25 protein-coding genes are annotated in these 25,796 nt (G+C 43.1%); 5 read left to right on the forward strand and 20 right to left on the reverse strand.

Annotated features, from left to right (window positions below; all coding sequences use genetic code 11):
* Positions 1–306: 306 nt before the first annotated feature.
* The 8 genes from NST40_RS23025 to NST40_RS23060 form a co-directional block, all read right to left on the reverse strand.
* The gene (locus NST40_RS23025) at positions 307–765 is read right to left on the reverse strand and encodes a hypothetical protein (RefSeq protein ID WP_076130208.1); all 459 of its coding nucleotides are present in this window, start codon (positions 763–765) and stop codon (positions 307–309) included.
* Between the two features lie 875 nt (positions 766–1,640).
* Positions 1,641–2,780 carry a DUF4367 domain-containing protein gene (locus NST40_RS23030; RefSeq protein WP_342410027.1) on the reverse strand — a complete coding sequence of 380 codons (1,140 nt, stop codon included), beginning with the start codon at positions 2,778–2,780 and terminating at the stop codon, positions 1,641–1,643.
* Positions 2,762–3,310: an RNA polymerase sigma factor gene (locus tag NST40_RS23035; protein WP_076217975.1), complete on the reverse strand. Its 549-nt coding sequence runs from the start codon at positions 3,308–3,310 to the stop codon at positions 2,762–2,764. The genes NST40_RS23030 and NST40_RS23035 overlap by 19 nt, the downstream gene beginning before the upstream one ends.
* Before the next feature lie 946 nt (positions 3,311–4,256).
* Positions 4,257–5,426, reverse strand: coding sequence for an MFS transporter (locus tag NST40_RS23040; RefSeq protein WP_076277407.1), 1,170 nt, complete (start codon positions 5,424–5,426; stop codon positions 4,257–4,259).
* A 23-nt stretch (positions 5,427–5,449) separates the two neighbouring features.
* Complete coding sequence (locus tag NST40_RS23045) at positions 5,450–6,268, reverse strand: helix-turn-helix domain-containing protein (protein ID WP_076194965.1); 819 nt, start codon at positions 6,266–6,268, stop codon at positions 5,450–5,452.
* 1,098 nt (positions 6,269–7,366) lie between these two features.
* Positions 7,367–8,344: a phosphotransferase gene (locus NST40_RS23050; protein ID WP_342410028.1), complete on the reverse strand. Its 978-nt coding sequence runs from the start codon at positions 8,342–8,344 to the stop codon at positions 7,367–7,369.
* A gap of 249 nt (positions 8,345–8,593) precedes the next feature.
* Positions 8,594–9,517 (reverse strand): helix-turn-helix transcriptional regulator, encoded by a 924-nt coding sequence (locus NST40_RS23055; RefSeq protein ID WP_076218443.1) that lies wholly within the window; start codon positions 9,515–9,517, stop codon positions 8,594–8,596.
* Between the two features lie 277 nt (positions 9,518–9,794).
* Complete coding sequence (locus NST40_RS23060; RefSeq protein WP_342410029.1) at positions 9,795–10,976, reverse strand: MFS transporter; 1,182 nt, start codon at positions 10,974–10,976, stop codon at positions 9,795–9,797.
* 181 nt (positions 10,977–11,157) lie between these two features.
* Between NST40_RS23060 and NST40_RS23065 the strand changes: the two genes are divergently transcribed.
* The 3 genes from NST40_RS23065 to NST40_RS23075 all read left to right on the forward strand — a co-directional run bounded on the left by NST40_RS23065 (position 11,158) and on the right by NST40_RS23075 (position 12,969).
* Positions 11,158–12,018, forward strand: coding sequence for a LysR family transcriptional regulator (locus NST40_RS23065; RefSeq protein WP_254847659.1), 861 nt, complete (start codon positions 11,158–11,160; stop codon positions 12,016–12,018).
* 80 nt (positions 12,019–12,098) lie between these two features.
* A complete protein-coding gene (locus NST40_RS23070; protein ID WP_342410030.1) occupies positions 12,099–12,506 on the forward strand; it encodes a VOC family protein in 408 nt (135 codons plus the stop codon).
* 82 nt (positions 12,507–12,588) lie between these two features.
* Positions 12,589–12,969, forward strand: a complete 381-nt coding sequence (locus tag NST40_RS23075; protein ID WP_341003447.1) for a hypothetical protein — start codon at positions 12,589–12,591, stop codon at positions 12,967–12,969.
* 103 nt (positions 12,970–13,072) lie between these two features.
* On the opposite strand, the gene NST40_RS23080 is transcribed toward NST40_RS23075, so the two are convergent.
* The 5 genes from NST40_RS23080 to NST40_RS23100 all read right to left on the reverse strand — a co-directional run bounded on the left by NST40_RS23080 (position 13,073) and on the right by NST40_RS23100 (position 17,093).
* The gene (locus tag NST40_RS23080) at positions 13,073–13,699 is read right to left on the reverse strand and encodes a hypothetical protein (RefSeq protein ID WP_342410031.1); all 627 of its coding nucleotides are present in this window, start codon (positions 13,697–13,699) and stop codon (positions 13,073–13,075) included.
* Between the two features lie 323 nt (positions 13,700–14,022).
* A complete protein-coding gene (locus NST40_RS23085; protein WP_076218439.1) occupies positions 14,023–14,526 on the reverse strand; it encodes a DinB family protein in 504 nt (167 codons plus the stop codon).
* A 429-nt stretch (positions 14,527–14,955) separates the two neighbouring features.
* The gene (locus NST40_RS23090; RefSeq protein WP_341003450.1) at positions 14,956–15,675 is read right to left on the reverse strand and encodes an SDR family NAD(P)-dependent oxidoreductase; all 720 of its coding nucleotides are present in this window, start codon (positions 15,673–15,675) and stop codon (positions 14,956–14,958) included.
* Between the two features lie 292 nt (positions 15,676–15,967).
* Entirely contained in the window at positions 15,968–16,321 is a 354-nt protein-coding gene (locus tag NST40_RS23095) for a VOC family protein (protein ID WP_076130263.1), read from the reverse strand.
* A 160-nt stretch (positions 16,322–16,481) separates the two neighbouring features.
* Entirely contained in the window at positions 16,482–17,093 is a 612-nt protein-coding gene (locus NST40_RS23100; RefSeq protein WP_076130264.1) for a DedA family protein, read from the reverse strand.
* Between the two features lie 85 nt (positions 17,094–17,178).
* On the opposite strand from NST40_RS23100, the gene NST40_RS23105 reads away from it, so the two are divergent.
* Together NST40_RS23105 and NST40_RS23110 are read left to right on the forward strand one after the other, a co-directional pair.
* Positions 17,179–18,624 (forward strand): hypothetical protein, encoded by a 1,446-nt coding sequence (locus tag NST40_RS23105; protein WP_341003453.1) that lies wholly within the window; start codon positions 17,179–17,181, stop codon positions 18,622–18,624.
* Positions 18,625–18,868: 244 nt separating this feature from the next.
* Positions 18,869–19,081: a hypothetical protein gene (locus NST40_RS23110; RefSeq protein ID WP_038572647.1), complete on the forward strand. Its 213-nt coding sequence runs from the start codon at positions 18,869–18,871 to the stop codon at positions 19,079–19,081.
* 85 nt (positions 19,082–19,166) lie between these two features.
* Here NST40_RS23110 and NST40_RS23115 read toward each other — a convergent pair whose 3' ends face one another.
* From NST40_RS23115 to NST40_RS23145, 7 genes are all read right to left on the reverse strand, one after another.
* Positions 19,167–19,478: a hypothetical protein gene (locus NST40_RS23115; protein ID WP_076194804.1), complete on the reverse strand. Its 312-nt coding sequence runs from the start codon at positions 19,476–19,478 to the stop codon at positions 19,167–19,169.
* A gap of 120 nt (positions 19,479–19,598) precedes the next feature.
* Positions 19,599–20,474, reverse strand: a complete 876-nt coding sequence (locus tag NST40_RS23120) for a cysteine ABC transporter substrate-binding protein (RefSeq protein WP_076130267.1) — start codon at positions 20,472–20,474, stop codon at positions 19,599–19,601.
* 19 nt (positions 20,475–20,493) lie between these two features.
* On the reverse strand, positions 20,494–21,249 hold the full coding sequence (locus tag NST40_RS23125; protein ID WP_076130268.1) for an amino acid ABC transporter ATP-binding protein: 756 nt from the start codon (positions 21,247–21,249) through the stop codon (positions 20,494–20,496).
* A 22-nt stretch (positions 21,250–21,271) separates the two neighbouring features.
* On the reverse strand, positions 21,272–21,949 hold the full coding sequence (locus tag NST40_RS23130) for an amino acid ABC transporter permease (protein WP_076130269.1): 678 nt from the start codon (positions 21,947–21,949) through the stop codon (positions 21,272–21,274).
* The gene (locus tag NST40_RS23135) at positions 21,930–22,595 is read right to left on the reverse strand and encodes an amino acid ABC transporter permease (RefSeq protein WP_076186917.1); all 666 of its coding nucleotides are present in this window, start codon (positions 22,593–22,595) and stop codon (positions 21,930–21,932) included. Before NST40_RS23135 ends, NST40_RS23130 begins: the two co-directional genes overlap by 20 nt.
* A 217-nt stretch (positions 22,596–22,812) precedes the next feature.
* On the reverse strand, positions 22,813–23,928 hold the full coding sequence (locus tag NST40_RS23140) for a glycoside hydrolase family 88 protein (protein WP_076279222.1): 1,116 nt from the start codon (positions 23,926–23,928) through the stop codon (positions 22,813–22,815).
* On the reverse strand, positions 23,918–25,783 hold the full coding sequence (locus tag NST40_RS23145; RefSeq protein ID WP_342410032.1) for a DUF2264 domain-containing protein: 1,866 nt from the start codon (positions 25,781–25,783) through the stop codon (positions 23,918–23,920). The genes NST40_RS23140 and NST40_RS23145 overlap by 11 nt, the downstream gene beginning before the upstream one ends.
* Positions 25,784–25,796 lie beyond the last annotated feature (13 nt).

The raw sequence follows: 25,796 nt of genomic DNA on the forward strand, positions 1-25,796 counted from the left end.
CTGCCTCTCCAAAAATTTTTGTTTCTGCTGTCATAAAAATAATCTGATGTGTGAGACTTGATGATTTCAAGTCATTAATAGTATGAAAGCAATTTGAGCTTTCGGAACTGTCACATTTAAGACCGTGAACCTTATGGAGGTAATTATCATAATATTGACTACTTGGTTTTGTATAAGCCATCACAAATAATAATATGGAAACGATTAGAAAAGCATATTTCTTCTTGATAAAGGCACCTCATCTCTTATGGATAATCGTACTATATAATACCGCATTTAACCGCCGAATAGTGCTTTTGAATACACTTATATCCACGTTTGAAACGATTTATTGACCATCTTAACATTGTTCATTTTTGCCCAACTCTTTAAATCCGAGATACCTTTATCTTCATCCTTTGAATACCTAAATGCCATATCTAATGGGACGATCTTCCTCCTGTAAGGTAATATCCCAATAACAGGTTTAAAGTACCCCCTGGTCATTATCACTTTAATATCCTTTGAATTAATAATATTTCCATTTAATATAATTTGCTCATTGGATAGGCATAACTCCGTTGGTTTCTTAAAAAATGTTCTGTACAATGCGAGTAACAATAAAACTAAACACAAAAGAACCACAGTTAACGAAGTGTAGAATACCCCCCTCTGATTCCATAATCTCAATCCAAGAATAGATTGACTCGATATAAGAGCAATCATGCCTATAATAGTTCCAATTCTGGATGGATTCTTAACTGGATATTTTATTTCCGTCAACATGGCTCCCCCCTGTTCAAATCCCATACCTTAGAATACCACATATTGGAAGTATTCTGCCTGTGTGTCGTTATTGAGTTATCGTTTCACGTTAACGTAAAGTTAAGGTAATGAATCGACATGTGATTCGACTTCAAAAATAAATTCTTCGAGCTTATCGCAGTCAAACCAACCACTTTTTTCATTGATTTCATAAAGCACTTGAATTTTGCTGCTGGGGCAGTGGAACGCTATGTAACTTCCCCGTCCAAGATGAGCTAATGCCTGCACTAGGGCTTGTTCAGTATCTTTCCATGTAGCAAAACCGGCTTTGAGGCGCTACCGTCTCCTTTGTGTAACAGGATGTTTCCCAAGTTCAATCGTGTATGCATAGGTTCCATTCTTTCGTTTGCTGATACAGCCTCGCATCGTTATTCAGCCTCCTCGTTGATTTTCAGTCGTGTTACACTTGTACTGGAAAACAGAACAGCGGGATTGTCGTTATACATAGAGGACAAGCTTGAACCACTGAAGACGGTCTTTATGTATAGAGGGCAGACTTCGAGTGTTACATTGCGCAGCAGTATAGCACACTGTACCCACTTGAGGTTTGCCCTTTTTTTGAAACTGGTTTTCATAATCCATCTTTTCCAGCTCTAATTATGCACTTTCTCTGGTTTAGCCCCTCCATGCTGCTCCTTATTCCGAGAGGCTATAATCTGCATTATCTTGCTACATTGCTACATTAATAATATGAATCGGAAGTTCATATGAGAGCAATGCAAGAATTCTTATAAAATCTCACGAATATGCAGTGCTTCGCATATGCAAAAAACGCTCGAGGGCTGTCCCGCTATCATAGATAGCGAAACAGTCCTGAGCGTAATATCTGTGTTCGTTTAATTCATCATACTGGCAGCAATACGGATGACCTCATCCTTGGTCAACTCAGATTTCTCCTGGCGAACCGACACATTATAGATGATCTGCGCTTCCGGGTCAGACCAGACTAGTCTATACTTATACCCCAGGTCAATCTTTTCGTTGCTGGAAGGTTCGAGATAAATGAGCTGCTTGCCGCCAATATCAATATTCTCCACCTTTGTCGTTTTGGTCCACAGCAGGCTTTCTACCGGTGTAGCTTTTTCATCAACACGTGAGGCACTGATTCTCACCTGAATCTTCCCCTTCTTGTACACAAGTGTAGAAGAATCATAGGCAATATTCTCCGCCTTCTCCCGTTTCCAAGTCATCCGGAAGTTGTCTCCTAGGTCTATCTCGCTTTCGCCTTTAAACTGCTTGTCATCTTCGACCTTTATAAAAGAAGGCTTGATAAACGCCTCGTCCAAGGTATACCCATCCGGCATATATCCCGGTTGCTTCACTTCGGGAGCGTGGTGCTTCTCAACACTGGTCTTATAAGTGGAATAGTCCTTGACTATGATCGGCGGGCAGTATAACCCAAGATGAGATTCTTCTTTCCCGTCTTCACGTTTGATAACATAGGTGGCATACTCTCCAGGAAGCAGCAACTTCTCAATGGCATTGTAGCCCTTTGCATATTTCATCTTGTAGAGTTCATCCTCTTTGCTCAGCTGCGCTTTGGCCGGCCAGGGAATCAAGGGTTCATTCGGCTTCTCTATCATTCCACCTGATTTCGTTGCCAGAAGTGGCTTATAGGGCAGCACCTTGTACTGAATTTGGGCCCCCTGCCGGAGTTCACCGGAATACTGGGTATAACCGCCGCCCAACAAGACCATTACAAGTAGTGCCGCCACCCAGCCCTGCACCGGAATCCGCAGGATTCTCCTCCGGCTCCGCCCCGTTCCGGCTTCTGTCTTTAGCCTGCGCATAACGTTAGGAGCCCCTTCGTTTGACGGAATTGTCTGCAGAGGGGTCTGCTCTTCTGCAGCAGGTAAGATCCCGCCAAGCCCGAGCGCTGTCATTACCTGTTCATGAACATCAACGGGGATGAAATTGGCGGACCGGTCTCCGTGCTTCAGAAACCGCTCCTCCGAGGTTAATTCACTCTTGTCCATAGTTGTTTCTCCTTTCTCTCCAACACCTTTTTAAGCTTGCCTTTGGTCCGTTCATATCTTTTGCGTACGGTAGCCGTACTGACACCCAGAATTTCGCCGATTTCCGCAAACGATTTATCTTCATAAATACGCAGAATCAACAAATTCCGGTCTTCCACATTCAGCTTCCCCAGGGCGGTCGAGACTGGCTCGCTGAACAGACGGTCCTCGACCATTTGTTCGGCACTGTTCACCGCAACCTCCTGCCGGAGCAACTTGCGCAATTGAAACTGAAATTTCTGCCGCCGCAACTGATTCAGACAATGGTGGTACGCGATCTTGTAGAGCCATGATACGAAATCCGCCTGCGGCTTGTATTGCCCGATATTCTGATAGGCCTTAATCAGGACATCCTGCACCGCATCCTCCGCCTCTTCCCTGCTGTTCAGCATCCGGAAGCAGTAGAGGTATATCCGCTGCTGGTACAGCTTGATTACATCTGAGAACAGGCGGGCATCTCCGGCCTGTATTCTCCTAATCTTCTCTTCCATAGAATCCACGTTGGTCTCCTTTCTTCTATTTCTTCTGTTTCTATAGATATAACACTTGAGTAGCCTCAGGCGTGACATTTATTTCTTCCGGCTGCACAGCAAATGAGACCTACAGATGAATCCCGGTTGGTGATCCGCTTGAACATGTGCATCACCTTCTCCGCCAGGTTCCCTTTTTTCCAGTATTGGGCTGCATCGGCATGGACCTTAATCAGAATTACATCCGGTCATCATAGCCGGTCTTCAGGAGCGCCCCGCAAATAAAGGCAGGGCCTACATTGGTGGGGGTTGGCGGCAGTGACTTTCTCTCGCTGGACTTTCCTAGGGATCGGTAACGTAAATAGAGTTACACTTAGCTTAGCTGGCAGCTGACAACAGCCTGACTCCACGATGTAGAATCCGGTACTTTTACTACAAGCTAGTCGCTCTGGGCACCCTTGAACCCCTCGCGGACAAGAACACCAAAATACTTTTGGCCGACAAACTTCCCGCCATGAACTATCCAATAGTAACGATAGCACGTATCGTGATCCATTTTTCTCGTCCTAAGTATGCCAATCTGGTCGTAATAACGCAGTGTCATCTCCTATCTACAACATAATGTGAGTATACAGTTTCCCGTGCTGAGAAACGTCAATGATGCTTTTATTCATTCGAGAAATTACTCTTAGATGAACAAAAGCAGCCGATCGTGTTGATCGGCTGCCTTCTTGTTTTTATTAAGATATCGTTTCATCTAGCTTAAAGTTCAGGTAATGAATCGACATGTGATTCGACTTCAAAAATAAATTCTTCGAGGTTATCGCTTCTAATATCTTACAGTAATCAAATAAACACTCAACATCAGCTCTGTCCATTAAATTGGAATGCTGATACTCAGTCCCAGATGGCTCTGGAAAAATTCGGCGAAAAGGTTCTCTTTGTCGTTCTCCAATCCATTTCTTATTTAAACCGTAGTAGTTTTAGTCCTACTGCTCATTTTTTTAAATAGTAAGCTGGCAAGTAGTAAAGCTATGCATACAGCGGCAAAACCCAGCCAATTCAAATATAGGACAGAGGTACGACTGATGACTAACCCGCCTAATCCAGATCCCAGTGCAAAGCCAAATTGGATGAACGAAGTATTTACACTAAGAGCAATGTCCGGATTTCGAGGCGCCAGAGTAACCAGATATAGTTGCTGGGCCGGGGAAATACTCCACGTTGCTAACATAAAAATCATTAAAACCAAGATTAAAACCAACAGATTGACTCCGGCTAGAGCGAATAAAAGCAGTGTCGTCCCTTGTAACAGGAGCCCGAGACAAATGGTGAATTTCGATCCCTTTGCATCTGCCAGTTGTCCGCCCAGCTTTGATCCGACAAAGCTGCAAATGCCCGCCAGGAACAGAACACCGCTAATTTCGGTCATGGAAAGAGAGGACGTGGCTTGCAAGAAAGGCGTAATATAAGTAAACAGTGTAGAATAGCCGCCGACATAAAATAACGTAATAACCAAGGCCATCAGAATGGTTGGATTTTTTAAAATAGAGAGCTGCATTCTGAGGGTAACCTTTTCCTCTTCTTTGATTGCCGGAACCTTTTTATAGATGATAAGTAATGGAAGAATACTTAATAATCCGATTAAAACAAATAGCACTCTCCATCCAAACATCTCACTAAAAAATGTGCCCACAGGAACACCAAGCACTAGTGAACTGCTAAGCCCCATCAAAATGATACCGATGGCATTGCCCCTTTTTTCTTTTTCAACGAGTCGGGTCGCTATTGCCATGGCTACAACGGTAGCGATTCCTCCGCTAGCCCCTTGGATAATACGTATCCATAGTACTGTTTCATAAGCAAGATCTACAAACATAAGTCCGTTGCTGGCAATAAACACACCTAGGGTGGTCATTAGTAGTTTCTTGCGATCTGCATTGATCGTTAATGCAATCAAAACCGGAGCGACAATGGCTGCAGAGAGGGCAAACACAGTCACCAATAATCCAACTTCAGAAGTAGATACTCCCAAGTCCACAGCGATCATCTCAATAACTCCTGTAATAATATATTCAATGGTTCCAATCAGAAAAACAGCCAGTGCCAGAATATAAATGATCCGTTTATTTTTCAATTTCCCCCACTCCACTTCTTCTGTTATCTATTTATAATGGGAATTTGTATTTCTATGAATTGTGCATCTCGTTCTGGAGATAACGGTAAATATAACTCCCTGCCCGGTTCGTTCTCCTTGATCTGATAGTTGTTTTTCTCAATCCATTTAGCTAAATGAACACAGGCCGCACAATCAAAACTAGTATTTGAATGAAAAGCCATTGTGGCCATCATCGGTTCAGGAGGAAGAGTCCGTAGCTGAAACGGTTCTGGAAATGATCGCAGCTCACAGGTTAAAAAATACCCGACTTCAAACTCAAACTCATCCTCTTTTCCTTCGACTTCTTTCCACAAAACAACCTGAGGGCCTTGAATGAATTGACGATTTTCCGTCGTTATAAACTGATCAAATTGACGAAGCAAATCCGGAATGTCCTCTTCTTTCCCGCATGCTTTCTGATAAAGAAACAATTGAGCACCCTCTGCTTTGACTCTGATTTCTTGACCCGTTTCGAATTGCCCCTCTTTTTCTATAAGCTGCATACGTTCCTCAATCCTGACGAGTTTAGCTTGTTCCGTATCGATGATATGCTGGATTTCGCTTCTTTTCAGCTTAAACATGCCTTGAATATTTTCTAATGAAATATTTTCCTGAAGCAGCTGTTTAATTTGAGGCAATGTAAAACCCAATTCCTTATAGATTAAAATTCGGTTGAGCTCAAGGAGCTGATCTGCGGAATAGTAACGGTAGCACGTATCCTGATCCACTTTTTTCGGCCTTAGTATGCCAATCTGGTCGTAATAACGCAGTGTTTTTAAGGATACCTTGCTTAGCCTAGAAAATGCACTGATTTTGAACAAAATATCATCTCCAATCTATAACATAAGGTGAGTATACAGTTTCCCGTGTAGGGGAAAGTCAAGGGATGCTTTTATTTATTTGAGAAATAACTCTTAGATGAACAAAAGCAGCTGATCGTGTTGATCGGCTGCCTTCTTGTTTATATTAAGCTTCTTTCCAAGGTTTAATTGGTGCGTTATAAGCCAATAAACGTTTTCACCTTTGCCATCCTTCAATTATCGCACGGTGTAGCTAGGTTGGGCTATAGGTAGCTAATTCCGCGCACGGTGTAGATAGCTTGAGCTATAGACGGCTAGTTTAAACACTGGGTAGCACGTTTAGGAGCAAATTTGGCAGGCGGCGTTCTTTTCACCAACTGTTCGGACTCAGTTGCTCTTATTTCCACAATTCAGCTCATTTTGCCACACTATCGGACTCAGTTGCAGCTATTCCCTCAAATGTACTTCTTTTCTGCGCAAATCAAGGGCAATAAGAGCTATACAGTCCGAAACCTTCGCAATATGAACCCATATGCTGAAATAGCTGCACTACGGTCCGATACGATCAAGATCGCGCAAAGGGCAGCTAGTTTCGAGACATAGGCGGCTAGTTTGAGCAACAGGTAACAAATTCTGCGCACGGTGCAGCTAGGTTGGGCTATAGGTAGCTAATTCCGCGCACAGTGTAGATAGCTCGAGCTGTAGTTAGCTAATTCCGCGCGCGGTGTAGATAGCTTGAGCTATAGGTAGCTAATTCCGCGCACGGTGTAGATAGCTTGAGCTTAGACGGCTAGTTTAAGCACTGGGTAGCACGTTTAGGAGCAAATTTGGCAGGCGGCGTTCTTTTCACCAACTATTCGGACTCAGTTGCTCTTATTTCCACAATTCAGCTCGTTTTGCCACACTATCGGACTCAGTTGCAGCTATTCGCTCAAATGTACTTCTTTTCTACGTAAATCAAGGGCAATAAGAGCTATACAGTCCGAAACCTTCGCAATATGAACCCATATGCTGAAATAGCTGCAATACGGTCCGATACGATCAAGATCGAGCAAAAGGCAGCCGATCACGCAGCTGGCTGATCGTGATTTGAGCCAACGTTTCCGTTAGTGGAACAAACTACTCCCAGTAAGGAGTCCCACTAAAAAGAAATTCTTTTTTATTTACATATAACCTAAATTCCCGACTTGCTAATTTACTAATATGACTGGGTAACCACTCATTAGATTCAGGCAACCCAAGCCAAAAATTCATTGTTTCGAGTTGGGCAGCTACAAAGAAGCCTTCTAACTGTTGAACATAGTTATGAGGCAGGCCGAATTGTTTGGCGTATGATTCTAGCAACTGGCTTCTGAACGCTGGGTGGATATAAGAAAGTGCCCAACCTAAATCGAATAAATAATATCCGAACCCGCAAGCTCCAAAATCAATGGCTCTAGCTTCTTGTTTATGAAACACATAATTACCTGGAATCAAGTCTGCGTGAATTATCCCCCAGTTGCCAGGCGTTCTTTCTATATCGTTCATCATTAAAATTGCACGCTCACCGGCCAATTGCAGAATTCCCACATCATTTTTATTGAGCTCACCACCGTCGGCCAGCTGTTTGAGCTTTTCTAATGATTGCGAAATTCTAGTATTATCAAAGGATGGTCTAGTAAATGATTGCGGAACCTTCCAAATAGATGATTGTTTATGAAGCTTTCCGATCAATTCACCTACGCACTCGGCATCATTGACTGTTGGAACAAATTGTTTTTGTTCACCCTCTACCCATTTTACCAATGTACAGTTCATGTCAGCTATCTTAGTAACATATTCACCAATGTTATTTTTTATAGGTGACGGTAACACCAGATCAGTATCATTTATTAATGATTGCAGCCAAATCATTTCTGAATGAATGACTTTTTCCTCAGACCAAATACTTTCCATCGAATCATTTTTTGATAGATGTATCCGCAAACTATAGCAGTTACTTTCCTTATCTGTCACTTTATAGATGGTGTTTGCATTTTGGCCAATATGAGCTATTGATTGATAAGTAATCGAATAACAAGTTAATGCTTCTATTGCAACATCATGAGTATTTAACATGTTCTCCTCACTCCCCCTGAAACAACCGAATAAGGACATCGTACCATGACTTTTTCTAATAGTTCGGGAGAGAACTCTTATATTTATATTTTATCCACCACTTAGTTTATTTAGGTAACTTGCCCGTTAGTTGAATAAAGGCAGCCGATCACATTTACTGACGGGCTGCCTTTATCGTGTTTATGGAACTAGCGTTTCCCGTTAGCTTAACGCCATTGCCTATGCATCACCAATCTCCGATATACGTGTCTACTTTACTTTATTTAATAAGTTTGTCACCATTCTACTCAATGTCCCTTGATCGACGAAAGGAGCAAGGCTTGCCAGCAGATCTGGGCTAAGATGTTCAGCTTCGACTCCACTAATTAACTTCTCGAGATTTTCCCTGTCCAGAAAAGGTGCGAGGCTTATGATCCGGTTCGCATCAATAGTGCCATCTGCAACCCGGTCTACCAAGCGGCTTAACGTTTCTCTGCTAATAAAGGGTGCCAGCCCTTGAACGAAATGCCAGCTCAAGCTACCCTCTTCTGCTTGTTGAACCAACCGATCTACATGTTCTCTTTCAAGAAACGGGGCAATTCCAACAAGATTGTGCACTTCTAAGGAACCGTCAATCGATTTATCTACCAGTCGGCTTAATGTGTCGCTGCTGACGAACGGAGCGAGTCCAGTAATGGCATTCCACACAATTTCGCCCTCTTCTGCCTGACGAACCAGTTCATCCAATGTATCTGTTCCAAGGAACGGAGCCAGCCGCATGATCACGTCTAACTTAAGGACGCTGCTGTCTAATCGTTCTGTAACCTTATGCAGAGCGCTTGCTTTTACAAACGGTGCTACTTCTACAAGCTCTTCCACCTTCATCTCACCGGTATTGACCATCTCTGCAACTTGGTCCGGCCTGTTCTCTGCGATCTCCTCAACGATCGTTCCTAGGTGCTGGTGCTCCCGATTTTCTGAGTTGTCTCCTGCATTTAAAATGTCGTCTACCGTTTTGCCGAATAACCTCGCAAACTGCGGAAGCGTTCCGATATCCGGTAGCGAGTCGCCCCGTTCCCATTTCGATACCGCTTGATGACTTACATTCAGTTGATCGGCAAGTTCCAATTGGGTCAAATCCTGGTCTTTGCGAAGCTTCGAAATATAAGCTCCAATTTTACGCAAGTCGAGCATTGTATACCTCCAATAAAACAAAATGTACAGTGCGCACTGTCGAAAACAGCATAGCATTTCCTCAAACGCAATCCTATCAAGCGGTGGTTGAATTTTCATAGGCGCTTTATTCAACTGTCGGTAGAATTCTCCACTTTTGTCACTTTCATTTATAGGTTTTTTTCTACAGTTCATTTCCATTATCCTGCCCGCTAGTTGAATTACACCACGTACGTTCATAGGTCCATGCAAGCACAACTTCACTAATTGATCAACATGAAGCTATCACACGAAACCTTTAATGGAGACGAGAAATGGATGGAGAACTTTTTTTATTTCCTATAGCCATTTGAACGATAATCTGAAGCACGATGATTACAGACAAACCATAGAATGCTTGAACGAAGCTGCCTGTTGCATCGTGGAGCCAGCCAATCGCTAGCGGCCCAAGCGCTCCGAGAATGTAGCCACCAGATTGGGTCATTGCGGACCAGCTACTGGCTTCCTGAGCATTGCTTGTTTCATCAATGGGCAACATCAGTGCAATCGGGAACAGCCCACCCGCCCCAATACCGAGCGGAATCGCCACGAGCCATGGGCTAACGGATAGGTTCAGAATCAAGACACCCGTCAACTCTAATAATGCACACCCGACAAGCCAGAATACACGTCTTTGGTAACGATGTACAAGCATCGGAATGAACAAAGTAGAGGGCAGCGATATCAAGGTAAATAAAGTTTGGATTTTGCCGGCCGTCTCTTGACTATACCCCTGGCTTTGGATTGCTGGCGCAAGCCAAGCGGTCAACGAATAGAAGATCGCTGCCATCAGCCCGAAGAATAATGTCAGCAGCCAGGCACGTTTGTTGTTCACCGGAAGTGGTGCATTAAGTACACTCGAGATTTTACCGGATTGTCGATCTGTGCGCGCAGACCAGGCTAATCTTAACCAAATCGGCAATGCAATAGCTGCGAGTAATGCCCATACAGCCAACGAGCCTCTCCACGAACCACCCAGCGTATGCTGCAGCGGGACCGATAGTCCCACACTAATGCTGGCCCCCATCACCATCGCTGTAGAGTAAATACCCACCATGGATGCCACTCGGTCAGGGAAGTACTGCTTAATGAAACTGGACAACAGCGGCCCTGCCAATGCAATTCCTACACCGGAAAGAAAAGAAGTGAACATCATCAAAGGAGTTGTACCAACAAACCATCGTAATCCCGTACCTAACCCAATGAGGATTAAAGCCAGAACAATTGCGCCCTCATTTCCCCACCTTCTGCTTAATCGTACGGAGAACGGAGCAAATATGCCCATGCATAATACCGGAAGTGTGGTTAACAAACTGGCGGTAATCCCGCTTATACCCAGATCATTCTGAATGATGCTCATTAGAGGAGAAATAGATGTAATGGGTGGTCGTAAATTCAATGAAGCCAGGATAAGCGCCAAGACGATATAAAAAAGTTTCATTATGAATCACCTCATGGTAGTAGTATCGCTGCATTCTCCCATGACCCTTTGTTAATAACAGATCTTTGGGCGGTGCACGATTAAGTATAGAATCATTAGAATGATTGAACAATACTATTGTTTCTATTAAAATGATTACTAAAACCAATGATTAGAGGTCATGCATATGGAGATTCGTCAGATGGAAAACTTCATTGCTGTGTGTGAGGAGCTTCATTTTACACGAGCAGCTGAGAAGCTTGGCATATCTCAGCCTACGTTGAGTCAACAAATACGCGCGCTTGAGGATGAACTCGGAGTTCCCTTATTTGACCGAGTCGGCAAAAAGATTGTGATGACTCAAGCAGGAAATCTGTTTTTGGAGCACTGTGTACAGATGATTCGGCATTTACAGAATACCCAGGATGCGTTAGCTGAATTACGCAATGATCAACGAGGTCGGTTGGTAATTGGTGTTCTCCCTTCCGATCTGGACTATCGGCTCACCCCATTGCTCGTGAATTTTCATACGCGATTCCCCAAGGTGCAGCTGAAGCTTATCTCTTCGATCTACGTCTTGAATCAAGTACTGGATAATGAAGTAGACATCGGGATCGAGATCACCTCTGCTCCAGATGATCGGCTTGTACGCATTCCCTTGTGCAGTGAAGAATATGTACTTGTCGTTTCTGAGAATCATGATTGGGCTGAACGAAGCACGATTGGAATCCAGGAACTGCGTAATATCCAAACTGTGATGTTCCCCGAAGGATTTACAGGCAGAGAATTAGTTGATGGCTATTGTCGCAAATATGGATTCAGCTTAGATACGATCATGGAGACCAGTTCGGCAACTTCCATTATTAGCTTGGTGAAAGCCAATGTCGGAGGAACATTGCTGCCTTACCGTTTGATCCAAGCAATGAATGAACCAACATTACGCTGCATCCGAATTACAGACGATCCGCCATATCGTCACTTTGAGATCATTCATCGGTCCGACCGTTTTCTGACAAAATCGGCCAAGGCATTTATTGAGAAAACTATCGAGTATTTCAACTAAAGGTGAGATGCGAAAGAGATCGCTTCTGCTGCCAGAAGTAGAGTATAGTAGGAATGAAAATATATTAGGAGGCTACAGCCATGTCACAGGAGATTTGGATTAACCTGCCAGTCAAAGATGTTGAGAGGTCAACTGCCTTTTTCAATGAGATTGGATTCCAAGCGGTGAGTGTTGGTAACGAGAGAGCTAAGCTTGTTATAGGTCAAACAACAATTCTGCTGTTCCCGGATGCGGCGTTTGAGAAATTTACTGGTTCAAAAACCGCAGATACTTCCCATAGCGCTGAAATAATCTTCTCCATTGGTGCTGAAAGCAGAGAAGAAGTAGATGCCTTTGTCCAAAAAGCAGAGGCTGCTGGAGGAAACATCTTTGGCAAGCCAAGTGAGACTGACGGCTGGATGTACGGCGCAGGATTTGCCGACCTGGACGGTCACCGCTGGAATCTGCTGTACATGGATGAGAGCAAAATGCCAAAACGCGAAATTTGAAGCGAAACGCCAACACCAACAAATCCAAGATATGGTGTAATGATTCGGGCTTATACGTTGATGAAAAGAGCTGGGGAACGGAATGAATAAAGAAATAGGGACATCGCTGAACGAGTTCGATGATTTAGCTGGTCAACTGTACCTGAACATTGAATCAAAGTGGACTATATTTGATTCAGTTCCCTCTCAATACCCTAGTAATGAAAGCCAAATTGCAGATGTTTCTGAGGAAGAAAAATACAGTCAGATCATAAAGGTGAGACGTGAAAAGATTATAGATATACAATTGGGAGACAGCACTCCACATTTAATTATAAGCTTTGAATCAGGTAGCATACTATTTGTTATTGGTTTTCATGAGAAGTATGAATGTTGGCAGGTGGGAGTAGAATCTGATAACTGGCTAGTTGTTGCATGTCCAATGAATGGAATTGCTACATGGACTTCAAATAAATTTGAATAATAATAAAACACTCCATTGTCAGGAGTGTTTTTTCTTTTATATACAGATATACATTTAATGGTCAAACTGTACTTTGTGTTTGGAAGCATTGAGGTGAAGCGTATTATATATAATCAATGAATTCATTAGTTTTGTTATATCCATAAATTATGATGGAGTCGGTAGTTACTTCACCTGGAACATGTATTTTTTTCAAGATTTGAATTACATCAGCATTTATCGAGTCATCTTCAGCATGAATTTCTAACCGCCCGATGTCTGTGCCGTGGAAAATCGTCTCCGGACACTCGCTCTTTATTTTTTTGTAGAACTCTTTGACATCAGGGTTGTGACTACGTGTCCGTTCCCAATCATCATAAATCTCCTCTAAAATATCATCATTGTCCGACTGCATCCATAGATTCAAGTATTCGGCGGTAAAATAGGGCAGCTCGACGAATAAGTGTCTCATGCCCTCGTTATGGTAGAGTTCAGACCACAGTTCATATTTCTTGTCAATAATCTTGGCTTGGCCATGTACTTCACCGTACAGATAAATGCTGCCGGATGCTTGCGTCACCACAGGTACATCCTTGGTCGGCTGCGCAGACTTGCTTGCTGTCTTGCCTGCGGTGGAATTATCGCAGGCAGTAAGGCTACTGACCACAAGTATAACGATCAGGGCAAGCAGCAAAGGGTATACAAGCATCATTTTCGCTTTTGCTACGAAGATGAGATTACGGTCATTCATAAACTAGGATCAACCTTTCATGTACATTTATAAATCCATAATTTGGTATTCCCTAGCTGATGCAAGATTTCCTGCTATCTCATCTTCAATTCTATATAGATTAAGGGAAAATGTGTCCTTTAGCGCAACGAAGGTAGCCGTTCATATAGACCAGCTACCTTCGTTTTAGATTAAGCTATTGTTTCCCGTTAGTTCAATAGAATCAACAGTTTCAGTCCGATGGTATCCTCTTGTCTATGATTCAAGCCACCACTTTTAATCCTATGATAAAATACTTATAAATCCCACTATAGCCAAACGGCCAAAGCGGATATAATCTTACTCTAAATTACTGGAGGTAGCGCTCCATACTCGGCCCACTGCTCTTTTGTCGGGCCGTAAAGATCCGGCACACGAAGGCCTGCCTGACGCATCAGTACTGTCATCTGACCACGGTGATGAATCTCATGCTTTACGAGAATTTCCAGCATTAAGCCGTTTGGCCATTGATCACCATACATATCGCTCATGATAAGCAGATTCTCATCTTTCCAACTGGACTGTATAGCATCAAGGAGCGCTTGTGAGGTCCTCTTATAGACTGACGCGATGTCTGCTGCCGAAGCTGGCACCGGCATATCTTCGCCCGGTCCTTCGAAAGACAATCCCGTCCGAGATGGCATTTCGTGCAACGTCTGTACAAGGTGCCATGCAACACGTCCAAGCGTTCTATGATCGCTTGTTATCTGTTGGCCAAGAGACTCGTCCGTCAGCATCTCCAGTGTCCGCATTGTTGCTTCCGTTTCATTCTGCCAAGTTGCGGCAAAATCTTTAATGTGTTTATACATATCCAACATCTCCTTTTTGTAATGGAATCAAGTTTATTGTATCGAACATTAGTTCGCAAGTAAATATTTACATTTACTTGAACTACCCCCGTTAACCAAACGAAGCTGCCGAAAATCATTGTGCTAATCCCGAAATGTAATTAACTACGTATGGTTAATACTTTTGATCATTTTGTTTACGCTAGTCTGCCTATTAGCTTCATAAAAAGAGCAGGATACCGAAGCACTTGTTTATCAATGTATTATTCAACTATCATATCCCGTTAGCTCAACCGTTATTTATGATACGGCTCACCGTAGTATATCTAAGCATAAATTAGAGTTTGACCAAACTTTACACATTCATGTATAAAGCGAAAACCACTCCTTTACTATGGAGTGGTTTCTTAGAACCTCGCTTTTTTGCACTATCATTCTCAATGGAGTTGACTACGCATTTGTATCCAACATTGCTGGAATATTTATTTCTTTTACACAAGAGGCTTTGGAAAGGTTCATTAAGCATTTAACTAAAGAAACAATATCTTGAAGAGGAATCTGTGTACCGCCATACGCAGACAAGACTTTCTCAATTCCATCTTCCAATGGAATTTGGGTTGCAATTTCACCAGGATTTATACAAGTCACACCGATCCCATACTTTTTTACATGCTCCCTTATAGAATTTCCAATACCACGCAAACCGAACTTAGAAGCTACAAATGAAACTTGCGTAAAATCATTATGTTCAAGACCTGCTGTAGAACCAATTAAGAAAATTTTTGCGTTATCTGACTTTTTTAGATTCGGTAAAAGCTTCTGTATGCAGGTAATAGCTGAAGTAACATTTACATTAATGATGTTGACGATTTCAGCTGGGTCATCTTTTTCAAAATCATAGTCATCCCTGAAGCCTTTGCTCTCCCATATCCCTACATTATATATTAATACGTCTATTGTAACGTCATTTACTGTATTCGCAATCAGCTTGCTTGCATCAGATTTCGCTAAATCAGCCTCAATCCAATATTTCTGTACACCATCTTCAAGATTTAAATTGTTAGGACAAGTTCTAGAAACCACCCAAACACGATCACCTTTTTCTGGCAATCCTTTGAAGAATGCCTCACCTAATCCTTTACTTGCTCCGAAGATAATAAAATTTCTCATAAGTTATCCTTTCGATATGATTTATCTCTGCATTTAATCATTAAATTCACAGTGAATGCTGAAAACCATTCAATATAAGAAGCACCAAGAACATTGAATTTTTATATGACGCTTCCCTCAACAATGAATTTATACTTACTTATAATACGGTTAAGCATGATTATGTTCAACTATCCTGCCCGTTAGTTGAATAAAGGCAGCCGATCCACTGATCGGCTGCCTTATGTCATCATTTAGCTATCGCTATTCGATAGTTTAACAATCAAGATTTCTGCACGCCGTGACCACTCTTCTAATGTCTATGCTCAAGGATGTTGATAAGTTTGCCAAACGGGTCGCGGACATAGAATCGCCGAACACCCCAAGGCTCATCAACAAGCCCATATTCTATCGGAAATCCAGCTTTCTTCATGCTTTCAAATGTAGCATCGACATCATCGACTTCAATTGATAGATCAGGCGTAGGCGTTTCTGAGCCACCCTGTGAGGCAAAACTAATCTGAATGCTCATCTCCTCGTCTAAACCATAAGTTCTAATCCAACCATGATCCATCATTAAATCAAGACCGAGCACATCCTCGTAGAAGCATTTAGCTGCCGCGATATCCTTCGTGTTTATATTGGCAACGATTCGTTTGACCTTCATTTCAAACCTCCCAGACAGAAGTAGATTATCCTTGAATATAGAATGCATTCAACATATAACAGTTAATTCTAGCCTCGACGTTCCTGACCTTTATTTATCCATATTAAGCTGCGGAGGCTCACCGAGCAGAAAACACCAGAAAACACCCGAAGAGCTGGCATTAAGTCTGGTTACGAAATCTCCGTACTAACCACCTCAACACAAGAAGCACCACGATTCCGCAAATGGTATAACTGATTGGGCGAATAAATTGCTCAACGATACCCCAGTTGTCACCTAAGCGGTATCCCAGATAGATCAAAGCTAAGTTCCACGGGATACAGCCGAGTGCTGTAAATGTTATGAATCTCCAAGCTTTCATTCCAGCAACCCCTGCGGGCAGTGAGATAAAAGTACGAATAAAGGGCAACATACGAGTAAAAAATACGGTACTCTCTCCATAACGCTCGAACCAACGCTCCGACTGCTCCAAATGATGCTCATTCAAGAGAATATATTTTCCGTATTTCTCTAATAACCGGCGTCCACCAGCCTTACCAATATAATAGGCAATGATGGAACCCAGTAGGTTTCCGAATATCCCAGCAACAGCAACTTCCATAAAAGTAAGCGAGCCTTGCGCAATCAGCCAGCCACCGCTGAGCATAATCACCTCACTGGGAATGGGGATACAGGCACTCTCTAGAATCATCCCTAACCATATGCCCCAAATACCCATAGAATTAACAAGGTGAAGCGCGGATTCAGATATCCACGTAAATAGTTGATGCATGAGTGTTCACTCCGCTTCATAAATTTTACTATTCCTTAAGAAAGTCTCGTTATAATTGAACAAAAAACGGGAGGAAAACAAAATAATGATGAAATTCAATATACACAAATTTTTGTATGGCATATTCGTTATAGCCGCTATCTTGCTGATGTTCCCTAAATTTTCTTACAATGATCCCGATACCTTCTGGCATATAGAGCTAGGACAATATATGATCGGGCACGGACAAGTTCTACATCATGCCATACATACTTTTTACGGAGATAAGCTGCCCTACGTCCCTCATGAATTCGGATTCCAGCTGCTCGTTGCCCCGCTTTATGCAGCTTTTGGATGGCCGGGTGTGTATATTTTGACCGCTGTATGCTTGTTCTTTTTAGTGCTCGGATTGCTTCGTCTGGGTAAGGTTTCACGCAAAGAACTGGGACTTCAAGAAGACCATGTACTCCTGCTCCCTTTTGTGCTGCTAATTTCTTGCTGGATTTATTATAATTATTTCAAAGGCCGTCCACAGATGATCTCTTCGTTTATGATTGTCTGGTTTTTCGTATATTTACGTGAATATCAAATGAGTTCTCAAAAGAAATATGCCGCTGCGATGATTGCTCTTTCTATTGCCATTGCCAATTTTCATGCAGGAGTATGGCTTGTAATTGCTGTATTTACAGGGATGGCTCTGCTTGAATCCTTGATCCAAAAAACGCTGAATGGGCGTAAAATCATAGTCTTCAGTCTCGTCTGGTTCGTTGGCATTCTAAATCCAGGCGGCGTAAAAAGTCTCCTGTTTATTTTGACAGTTACGAAAAAGAACTTTAACCTGCTGATCAATGAATGGCAGCCGATTCGGTTCAATAGCTTGGAGAATTTGCCCATCTTACTATTGCTTTTGTTCTTTGCCTGCACACTTCCTTTTGCACTCCAGGGTAAACCGTTCCGTTTTTTTCTTATGCTTGGGATTCTATACCTCGGTGTATCAAACTTCAAGCAAAACCTGTTTATGTGGCTGTTCATCCCCTATTTTGCGGCTGTATTTTTTGATGCGCTTCCTGAATTCACCAAAACAGGTATTCTAGTCCGACAAAGTACATTACGAGGGTTACTGGCAGTTGGCCTGCTGCTAAACATTGCTTATCTATTCCTTGTACCACCAGTTATTGACGCCAAAAAATATCCTGTCGATGAAATGGACTATATTCTACAGCATACATCTGAAGGTACACGTCCGAAAGTTCTCGCACACTACGGTTCATCCGGCTATGTCATGTTTCGAGGGGGAGATGTGTTATGTGATGGCAGACAAGATCCCTTCGTGACAAAAGATTCTCTTGGCGTATTGGGTTGGACTGCTTTTGAACGCTCGATGCACGGATTCTCTGAATACCTTCCCGAGATCGTTAATTACGATCAGCCCGATTATGTAATTACGAGCAAAAAGGTCTCATATAAGCTACTCAAGGAATGGACACAAAAATTCGGTCAGCCCGTATTTACGGGGACCTATGGCAGTGTCTTCTCGTTTATCCCAGAGTGATGATCCGGCTCGTTAATTCCTCACTCTGTAGAACGCAAAAAAACGCTGACCTGAGGCAATCTAGCCAATAGTCACCATCCGCAATTAAGTATTCTGATTAATAACATCCGTATGGTAAGGATATACATAATTACGACAAATAAGAAAAATAAGTTAGTAAAATATCAAATCTAGCGTTGATTGTTCCTAAATTGTATAGTATTTTATGGAAGAAAGGTAATTTAAAAGAAGGGAGGAATTAAAAATGGACAAGATGTGTATGGAAATGATGATGAACATGTGTATGGATGATATGATGTCTAAGATGAACTGTATGAAGATGGGCATGGAAAAAATGTCTGAAATGGGCATGATGGATATGAACATGGATATGATGATGAAAAAAATGCAGGACTGCGATGAAATGATGACTATGTGTATGACAATGATGCGCGAAGGAATGCAAATGTCTAAGTAGCCTATAGACCATCGTAAGTTTGGCAGAGCAGACTAACTGCATGCCTTTTTTTATTTTCTATTTATTATTACAATGTGAGCTTAAATTATATCCTGATATATCTACTCTGAATCTTCTTCGAAAGATTAATCCGTTCCTGCTTTAACTCCCAGACTTTCTCTTTCCACCGGTACTGCTCTACTGGATCCGCACTTTCCCTCAGCTTATTAAATAAATCCATTAATATTGCATTTATATCGTCGAATTGAATCCACAGCTCTTTCACACTTTGTTCTGTTGTCTCAGCATGAGAATTCTTACTCAGCTTATTCAAACGATCTATGATGTCAGCTTGCCACTGTCCATCGTTAATTGCTTTGGCGTAGTTTAAAAGATCCAGATAATCATCGACAGACATTTTCACCGACTCCTTATTCTGTGTATACCCAGTATTATACTCGGCATTATAGAAATTGCAATAGTCTATCTGTAGAAAAGGCATCTTCTCAGATGCCCCCGCAATGTTATTCCCAATCCGTTACTGGATTTTCCCGCCTTCAACGACAAGCTCATCAGTATATCCTTCACCGTAAATTTCATTTAAGGTTTCTTTGTAGGCTTGATGGATAAATTGTTCTTTACCAAGGGTATCAAGTTCTGTATTAATCCAGTCCAGCAATTCCTTATTCCCCTTTGCCACTGCTGGAGCTATTGTATCCTGACCCCCGAAAGCAGGAATGCTGACCGTAAATCCAGGATTTGATTTAGCCCAAGCAATGAGCTCTGTATTATCGTTAGCGATTGCCGCCCCCCGACCATCTTTAAGCGCTGCAAAAATCTCGGTGTACTGATCGAATTTGAGCAATTCAATATCCGGATATTCTTTGGTAAAATAGGTTTCCGCTGTCGTACCTTTAGCTACAATGAGCTTTTGCTTGTTCCCTTTTAATTGATCAATGGAAGTGATTGGAGCACTGTCTGGGGATACGATCCCAAAGGATAATTTCATGTACGGATTAGCAAAATCCACTTTTTCTTTTCTTTCCTCGGTGACCGTAAAGTTAGCCATAATGATATCAACCTTACCGGATTCAAGATAAGCCACGCGGCTGGCAGCATCAACTAACACAAATTCAACCTTCGAGTCATCCCCTAGCAGATCCTTGGCAAAGCGTTTGGCAATATACACATCAAATCCTTGGTTTTTACCCTCAGCGTCCACATAACCAAAAGGTGGTTTGTCTGCAAATACGCCGATCTTAATCTTCCCTTTCTTCTTTAGCTGTTCAATAGAAGTGAATTTAGAAGATGCTGAGTTTCCGTTGTTATCCGAACTATTTCCGCAAGCAGCCAATCCCATCAATAATATACTTACACCTACCAGCATCGTTAGCCATTTCAAACTTTTCTTCATTTCTCTTCCTCTCCTATTTCTATAATTTTTCGTACTGAAATATATCCAGAAAATGCTGGGCACGTTCTGTCGCAGGGTGGGTAAAAAATTGTTGCGGGGCAGCGATCTCACATATCTTGCCTTGATCCATAAACACGATCCGATCCCCAACCGATTTGGCAAACCCCATTTCATGAGTCACGATGATCATCGTCATTCCTTGCTGAGCAAGCCCTAAGATCACATCAAGCACTTCCCGAACCATTTCCGGATCCAAGGATGCTGTCACTTCATCAAATAACATAATCTCCGGATTCATACATAAAGCTCTTACTATAGCTATTCTCTGCTTTTGTCCACCGGAAAGCTGGCGTGGATAGTCCAGTTTACGCTCAAGCAGCCCAACCCGCTCTAAGAGCTGTTCCGCTTGCTGCGTTGCTTCTTTAAGCTCTCTCTTTTGTACTTTCAGAGGGCCTAGAAGAATGTTATCCATAACCGTCATATGCGGGAATAACTCATAATTTTGAAAGACCATTCCGATATGCTGCCTAACTTCACGCCAATCTACAGCAGCCCCCGCGAGGTTCTGCCCACGATATTGTATCGCCCCTTCCTGAACCGGTTCCAAACCGTTAAGACAACGCAGGAACGTACTTTTTCCACAGCCAGAGGGACCGAGAATAACGATTACTTCTCCTTTTTCGACCTGCAATTCAATGCTGTCCAGAACCTTTCGCTCTCCAAAATATTTGTGTAATTGTGTAACCTCCAGCAGGAGTTCTCCGGAATCTGCCATTACAACCGTTCCTTCCTAAGCCTTAATTTTGCCATCTGCTTTCAACTTTTTTCGAAAGTCTGGATAACGGAAAACATACAGAAAAATATAATATAAAGATAAAGCCGTATACCCAGAATGAAGCGGTGGGCGCTTTTATCACGCCGAGTTCAATGATCTGCTGCCCGATCTTTACCACCTCAATCACTCCAATCAGCACCACCAGTGATGTTGTCTTGATCATTCGTGTGGCAAGATTAATCATTCCCGGCAGCATTCTGCGTACAGCCTGCGGGATCAAAATATGCCGATAAAGTTGACTGCTGCTCAGACCTAGCGCCCTGGCAGATTCCACCTGATGTTTTGGCATAGATTGCAAAGCTCCACGAACAAGATCGCCAATTTCCGCAGCTCCCCATAAGCTGAACACCAATATAGAGGTAGCCTCCCCGCTGATATCGATATGAAGTAATGGAGAGAAACTGAAATGTACTACATACAGCCACACTAGAATCGGAATAATTCTAAAGGTCTCCAAATAAAGACGTAATATAAACCTTAATGGCCTCGATCCCAGCGTCCGGAGCAATCCCATAACGATCCCTAATAACGTACCGATTCCAATAGAGAGAAATGAAATTTCAATCGTTACAAGTAAGCCCCCTAATAATCGTTCGAAATTAGAACCTTCAAAAAGCACCTCAATCCCCGAATTCTGCATATCTCACCTTCCTTTCCACCCAAGTCAATAAAAGCGATAAGGGCAGGACTAACACCAAATAGGCGAGTACCAGAAGGAGCAGAGACTCCGCTGTTTTGTAATGCATGCCGATCAAGTCTTTTGCCACATTCATCAAATCCATTAAAGCAATGGCACCTACAATAGAGGTCTCCTTCAGCAGAAAGATCGCATTTGCCCCTAAAGAAGGAATACTTATCGCAAAGGCTTGGGGAAAAATAACATATCTGACCAGCTGCAGCTTAGACAGTCCAATGCTCTGACCTGATTCAATCTGCGATTGGCTAACTGCCTCGAACCCACTTCGAAAAGCCTCCGTCATATAGCTCCCGCCCAAAAATGTCATGCCTACAATCGCACAGGTCATTTCACTAAAGTGAATTCCGATCTTAGGTAAGCCATAGTAAAGAAAAAAGAGCTGCACAAGTAAAGGGGTGTTCCGTGAAAGCTCAATGTAGATCTTAATAACATCACTGACGATTTTGACCTTATAGTACAAGACGATACTGAACAGTAATCCAATAAGGAGTGAGAATACAATAGCTAACAACGCTAGCTTCACTGTCAGCCACATCGCCTCACCATAAAGCGGCAAACTCTCGTAGATAAACTCCCAGTCTAAATTCATATCTGAGTAACCCGATCCCCTTTTCTTAATTTCTAATAATTATCAAAATCTTACATTAAACCTTACGCGTGGTGATATGATTTTATTCATACTATTCCAAGTAAATAACTACGTTTTAAAACTCTTGTATAGTAGTCCACAAAAAAAACCGCTAAGAGATTAGTCTTAGCAGTTTCCTTGTTCTATAGGCTAAACCTTGCCCCACCCTAACATCCCACTACCAATAGCCTCGGATGCCGGTCTGCAAGCGGATCAGCGCTTCCATATAATAATAATCTCCCCAAATCATATGACCATCAGGCACACGTCCACCTCTCACATGATAAGAACCATGCTTTAGAAGTCCCTCTGCTTCCGGATTTCCAGATGTCGCATAATGTTCCACTAGAGATTTCATGCTACGGTGTAAAGCAACTTCATAAATGGCCCGGTCCGGATCGTCTACGCCTAGGTGATCGAGCAGTTCCAAAAGACCGGCTGCCGCAATCGCCGAAGCCGAGCTGTCGCGAGGGGTCTCCGCTCCCACTGGCACATCGAAATCCCAATAAGCCACACTATCCTCCGGTAGATGGCTGATAAAATAATCCGCTAGGCTCTTAGAAGTCTTAAGAAAATCCTCATTCTGCGTATAGCGATACACCAGAGCAAAACCGTATATTCCCCAAGCTTGACCACGTGTCCAGGTCGATCCGTCCTCATAACCTTGATGTGTTCCTCCACGAATTGCATTTCCGGTAGCCGGATCAAAATAAAAAGTATGGTAAGAGGAGGCATCCCCACGCACAAGAAATTTCCGGCTCTTAAACGCATGTTCGAGCGCTATTTCATAATAGCGCTTATCTCCTGTTTCCTCAGCTGCCCAGAATAATAGAGGTAAATTCATCAAGCAGTCAATAATGATACGTCCCGCATTCTCCGGGTCACTCTCCAGTCCCCAGGCCTGAAGAATCCCTGCTGGTTCACGCCAGCGCTTGCACAGCGTGTCCGCAGCTTGCAGACCGACAGCTCGCGCCGCTTCGCTGCCCGTTATTTTCCACTCCGCTACTGCGGTCAGTGTATACAAGAAACCAATGTCATGATGGTCCAGGGCGATGTGCTGATCCAGACGATGCTTGAAGTCCCCTAACCAAGAGGCTGCCGCCTCCTTATAGCATGAATCCTTACTATATTCATAAGCAAGCCACATCATCCCAACATAGAAACCCTCTATCCAGTCGTCGTTATCTCCCCATTCGTACTGTTGCCCCTCAGCGATATGAGGCAGTTTGCCCGGATGGTTAGCCATATTGCTCCCAACTTTGTGAATCGCATCCTCAATAGCCTTATTCCACATCTTTGTTTCTCCCTCCCCTTAAATCAACAGTATGCAAAAGTGTATCGTTACTAGGTTCGTATACAGCAACCCTTCCGTCCGAGTGCCATTGAATAAGCGGCGGTGAAGCAAGACTTGCCTGGTTCTCCGGAGTATTCGTCGCTCCGAAGACAGCAGATATCAATACTTGATCTCCCGGTTCCAGTCTGGAGCACAAGCTCGGAAGAAGTGTCCGCGGCTTCAGCAGATTGGTATTTGGCTCGGGATATACGCACTCTCCCCGATCAAAGCCGCATAGCCTATGTATGGCACTGATTCCCCAGGGCAGCTGTACCGAAACAGCAGTGTTTGATACATTAATAATTTCCCGTTCACTGTGCGAGAAGCCAGCTGACTGGCCAATGGCAAATCCACCTTCCGCTACATCCAGCCGCCGGGCAGTATGAATGCTGTGAACACGAACATGCCATAGACCTGCCGGAATAATCCATGTCTCCACATTTACATCACTCCAGGGATGCCAGCGGGAATATACATAGCTGTCCCCGATTTCCCAGGTCTCACAGAATCTGCGTACCCGATAGTGTTCATCACATTCGCATAGTGCGAGTGTAGAATCGTAAGCGCCTTGAACCAACCCGTAACCCGCTTTCGGGACACTAAAGCCAAACAGAGTGGAGTATGCAAATTTAGAATATTTGGCTGCGCTATGGGCCATATCAAAGTTAGCCATCTGGCCAGAGGTATAGGCAATAACCTGCCTATTTCCTTCCGGACGACACACAAGCATTCGCGCCTCTTGGAGAGCCCGTACCTCTTTCAAAATAGGCAGAGGCTCTTCCTCCGCCAGCCAAAAAGGATGATCATCTGGCAAGGCAAGAATAAGCATAGCTTTAAAGGCCCAATACGGAGATCCGGGGGCGTTGTAGTTCTCTGTCATGACTAGATTCGGATAAGCATATCCGATGCTAAGCAGTCCGTCTAATCCCATAATAGGTTGTTCAAACCACCAACGAAAATGGCGCATAATGATTCCTTTAAGAACGCCATATGAAAAAGGAACCCCTTCTGCATACACCAGCGCACTCCAGAAAGAAACCTGTGCAAAACGATAGGTCAGGCTACGACCAAAAGGAAGTGCGCTTCCGTCCTCAGCGAACCAATAAATGAAATCCTCGGCAAATCGTACTGATCTTTCCCGATAAACAGCAGCTCTCTGAGGATCATCATCCGCCATCAGCTTAGCGTATATCAGCGTATAATAATGCATAGCAAAAGCAATATAATAGTCCCTCTGATCCGTCAATCCATCGGAATACCAACCGTCACCAAGATAGTAATTATCGATCTGCGCTAGATAATCATCCATTATGCTCTGATCATAAGGTAATCCGACTTTCTTGAAGCCCACATTTACAAGAACCGTGAACATCAGCCAGTTATTCGGATTGGAACGATCCACATGATTAATCTGATTTAGCCAGTTATATACATTTATTTTCTGCGTGTCACTCAGCGGCTCCCACATTTTATGTGGTGCAAGAGCAAGCCCCAGTCCCAACACGGCCTGCTCTACCATACGCTGATCTTTGGAAGTAAATTGCCCCCAATATTCTTCATGCTCCGGGTCTGTCCCGTTGATGATTCCTTCCAGAAACATCGGCCAGAGTGCACTTTCCCCTCCACCGCTGGCATGAGGAACAAGGCCCCATAGAGGACGGGCAAAAGCTTCCATAAGCGCTGTAGCTTCATTGTAAATCGATCCTGTAGCGCCCATATTAATTCCTGCACAACCAGAGGTAAATCTGCGCTCCAGTGGAGTATATAGTTCATTTAGGAACATCTGTAATTCATTTTTAGTGCCCTTTATTCCCACAGCAATGTTTCCT

The organism is Paenibacillus sp. FSL R10-2778 (genome assembly GCF_038593035.1).
Taxonomy (GTDB): domain Bacteria; phylum Bacillota; class Bacilli; order Paenibacillales; family Paenibacillaceae; genus Paenibacillus_AQ; species Paenibacillus_AQ odorifer.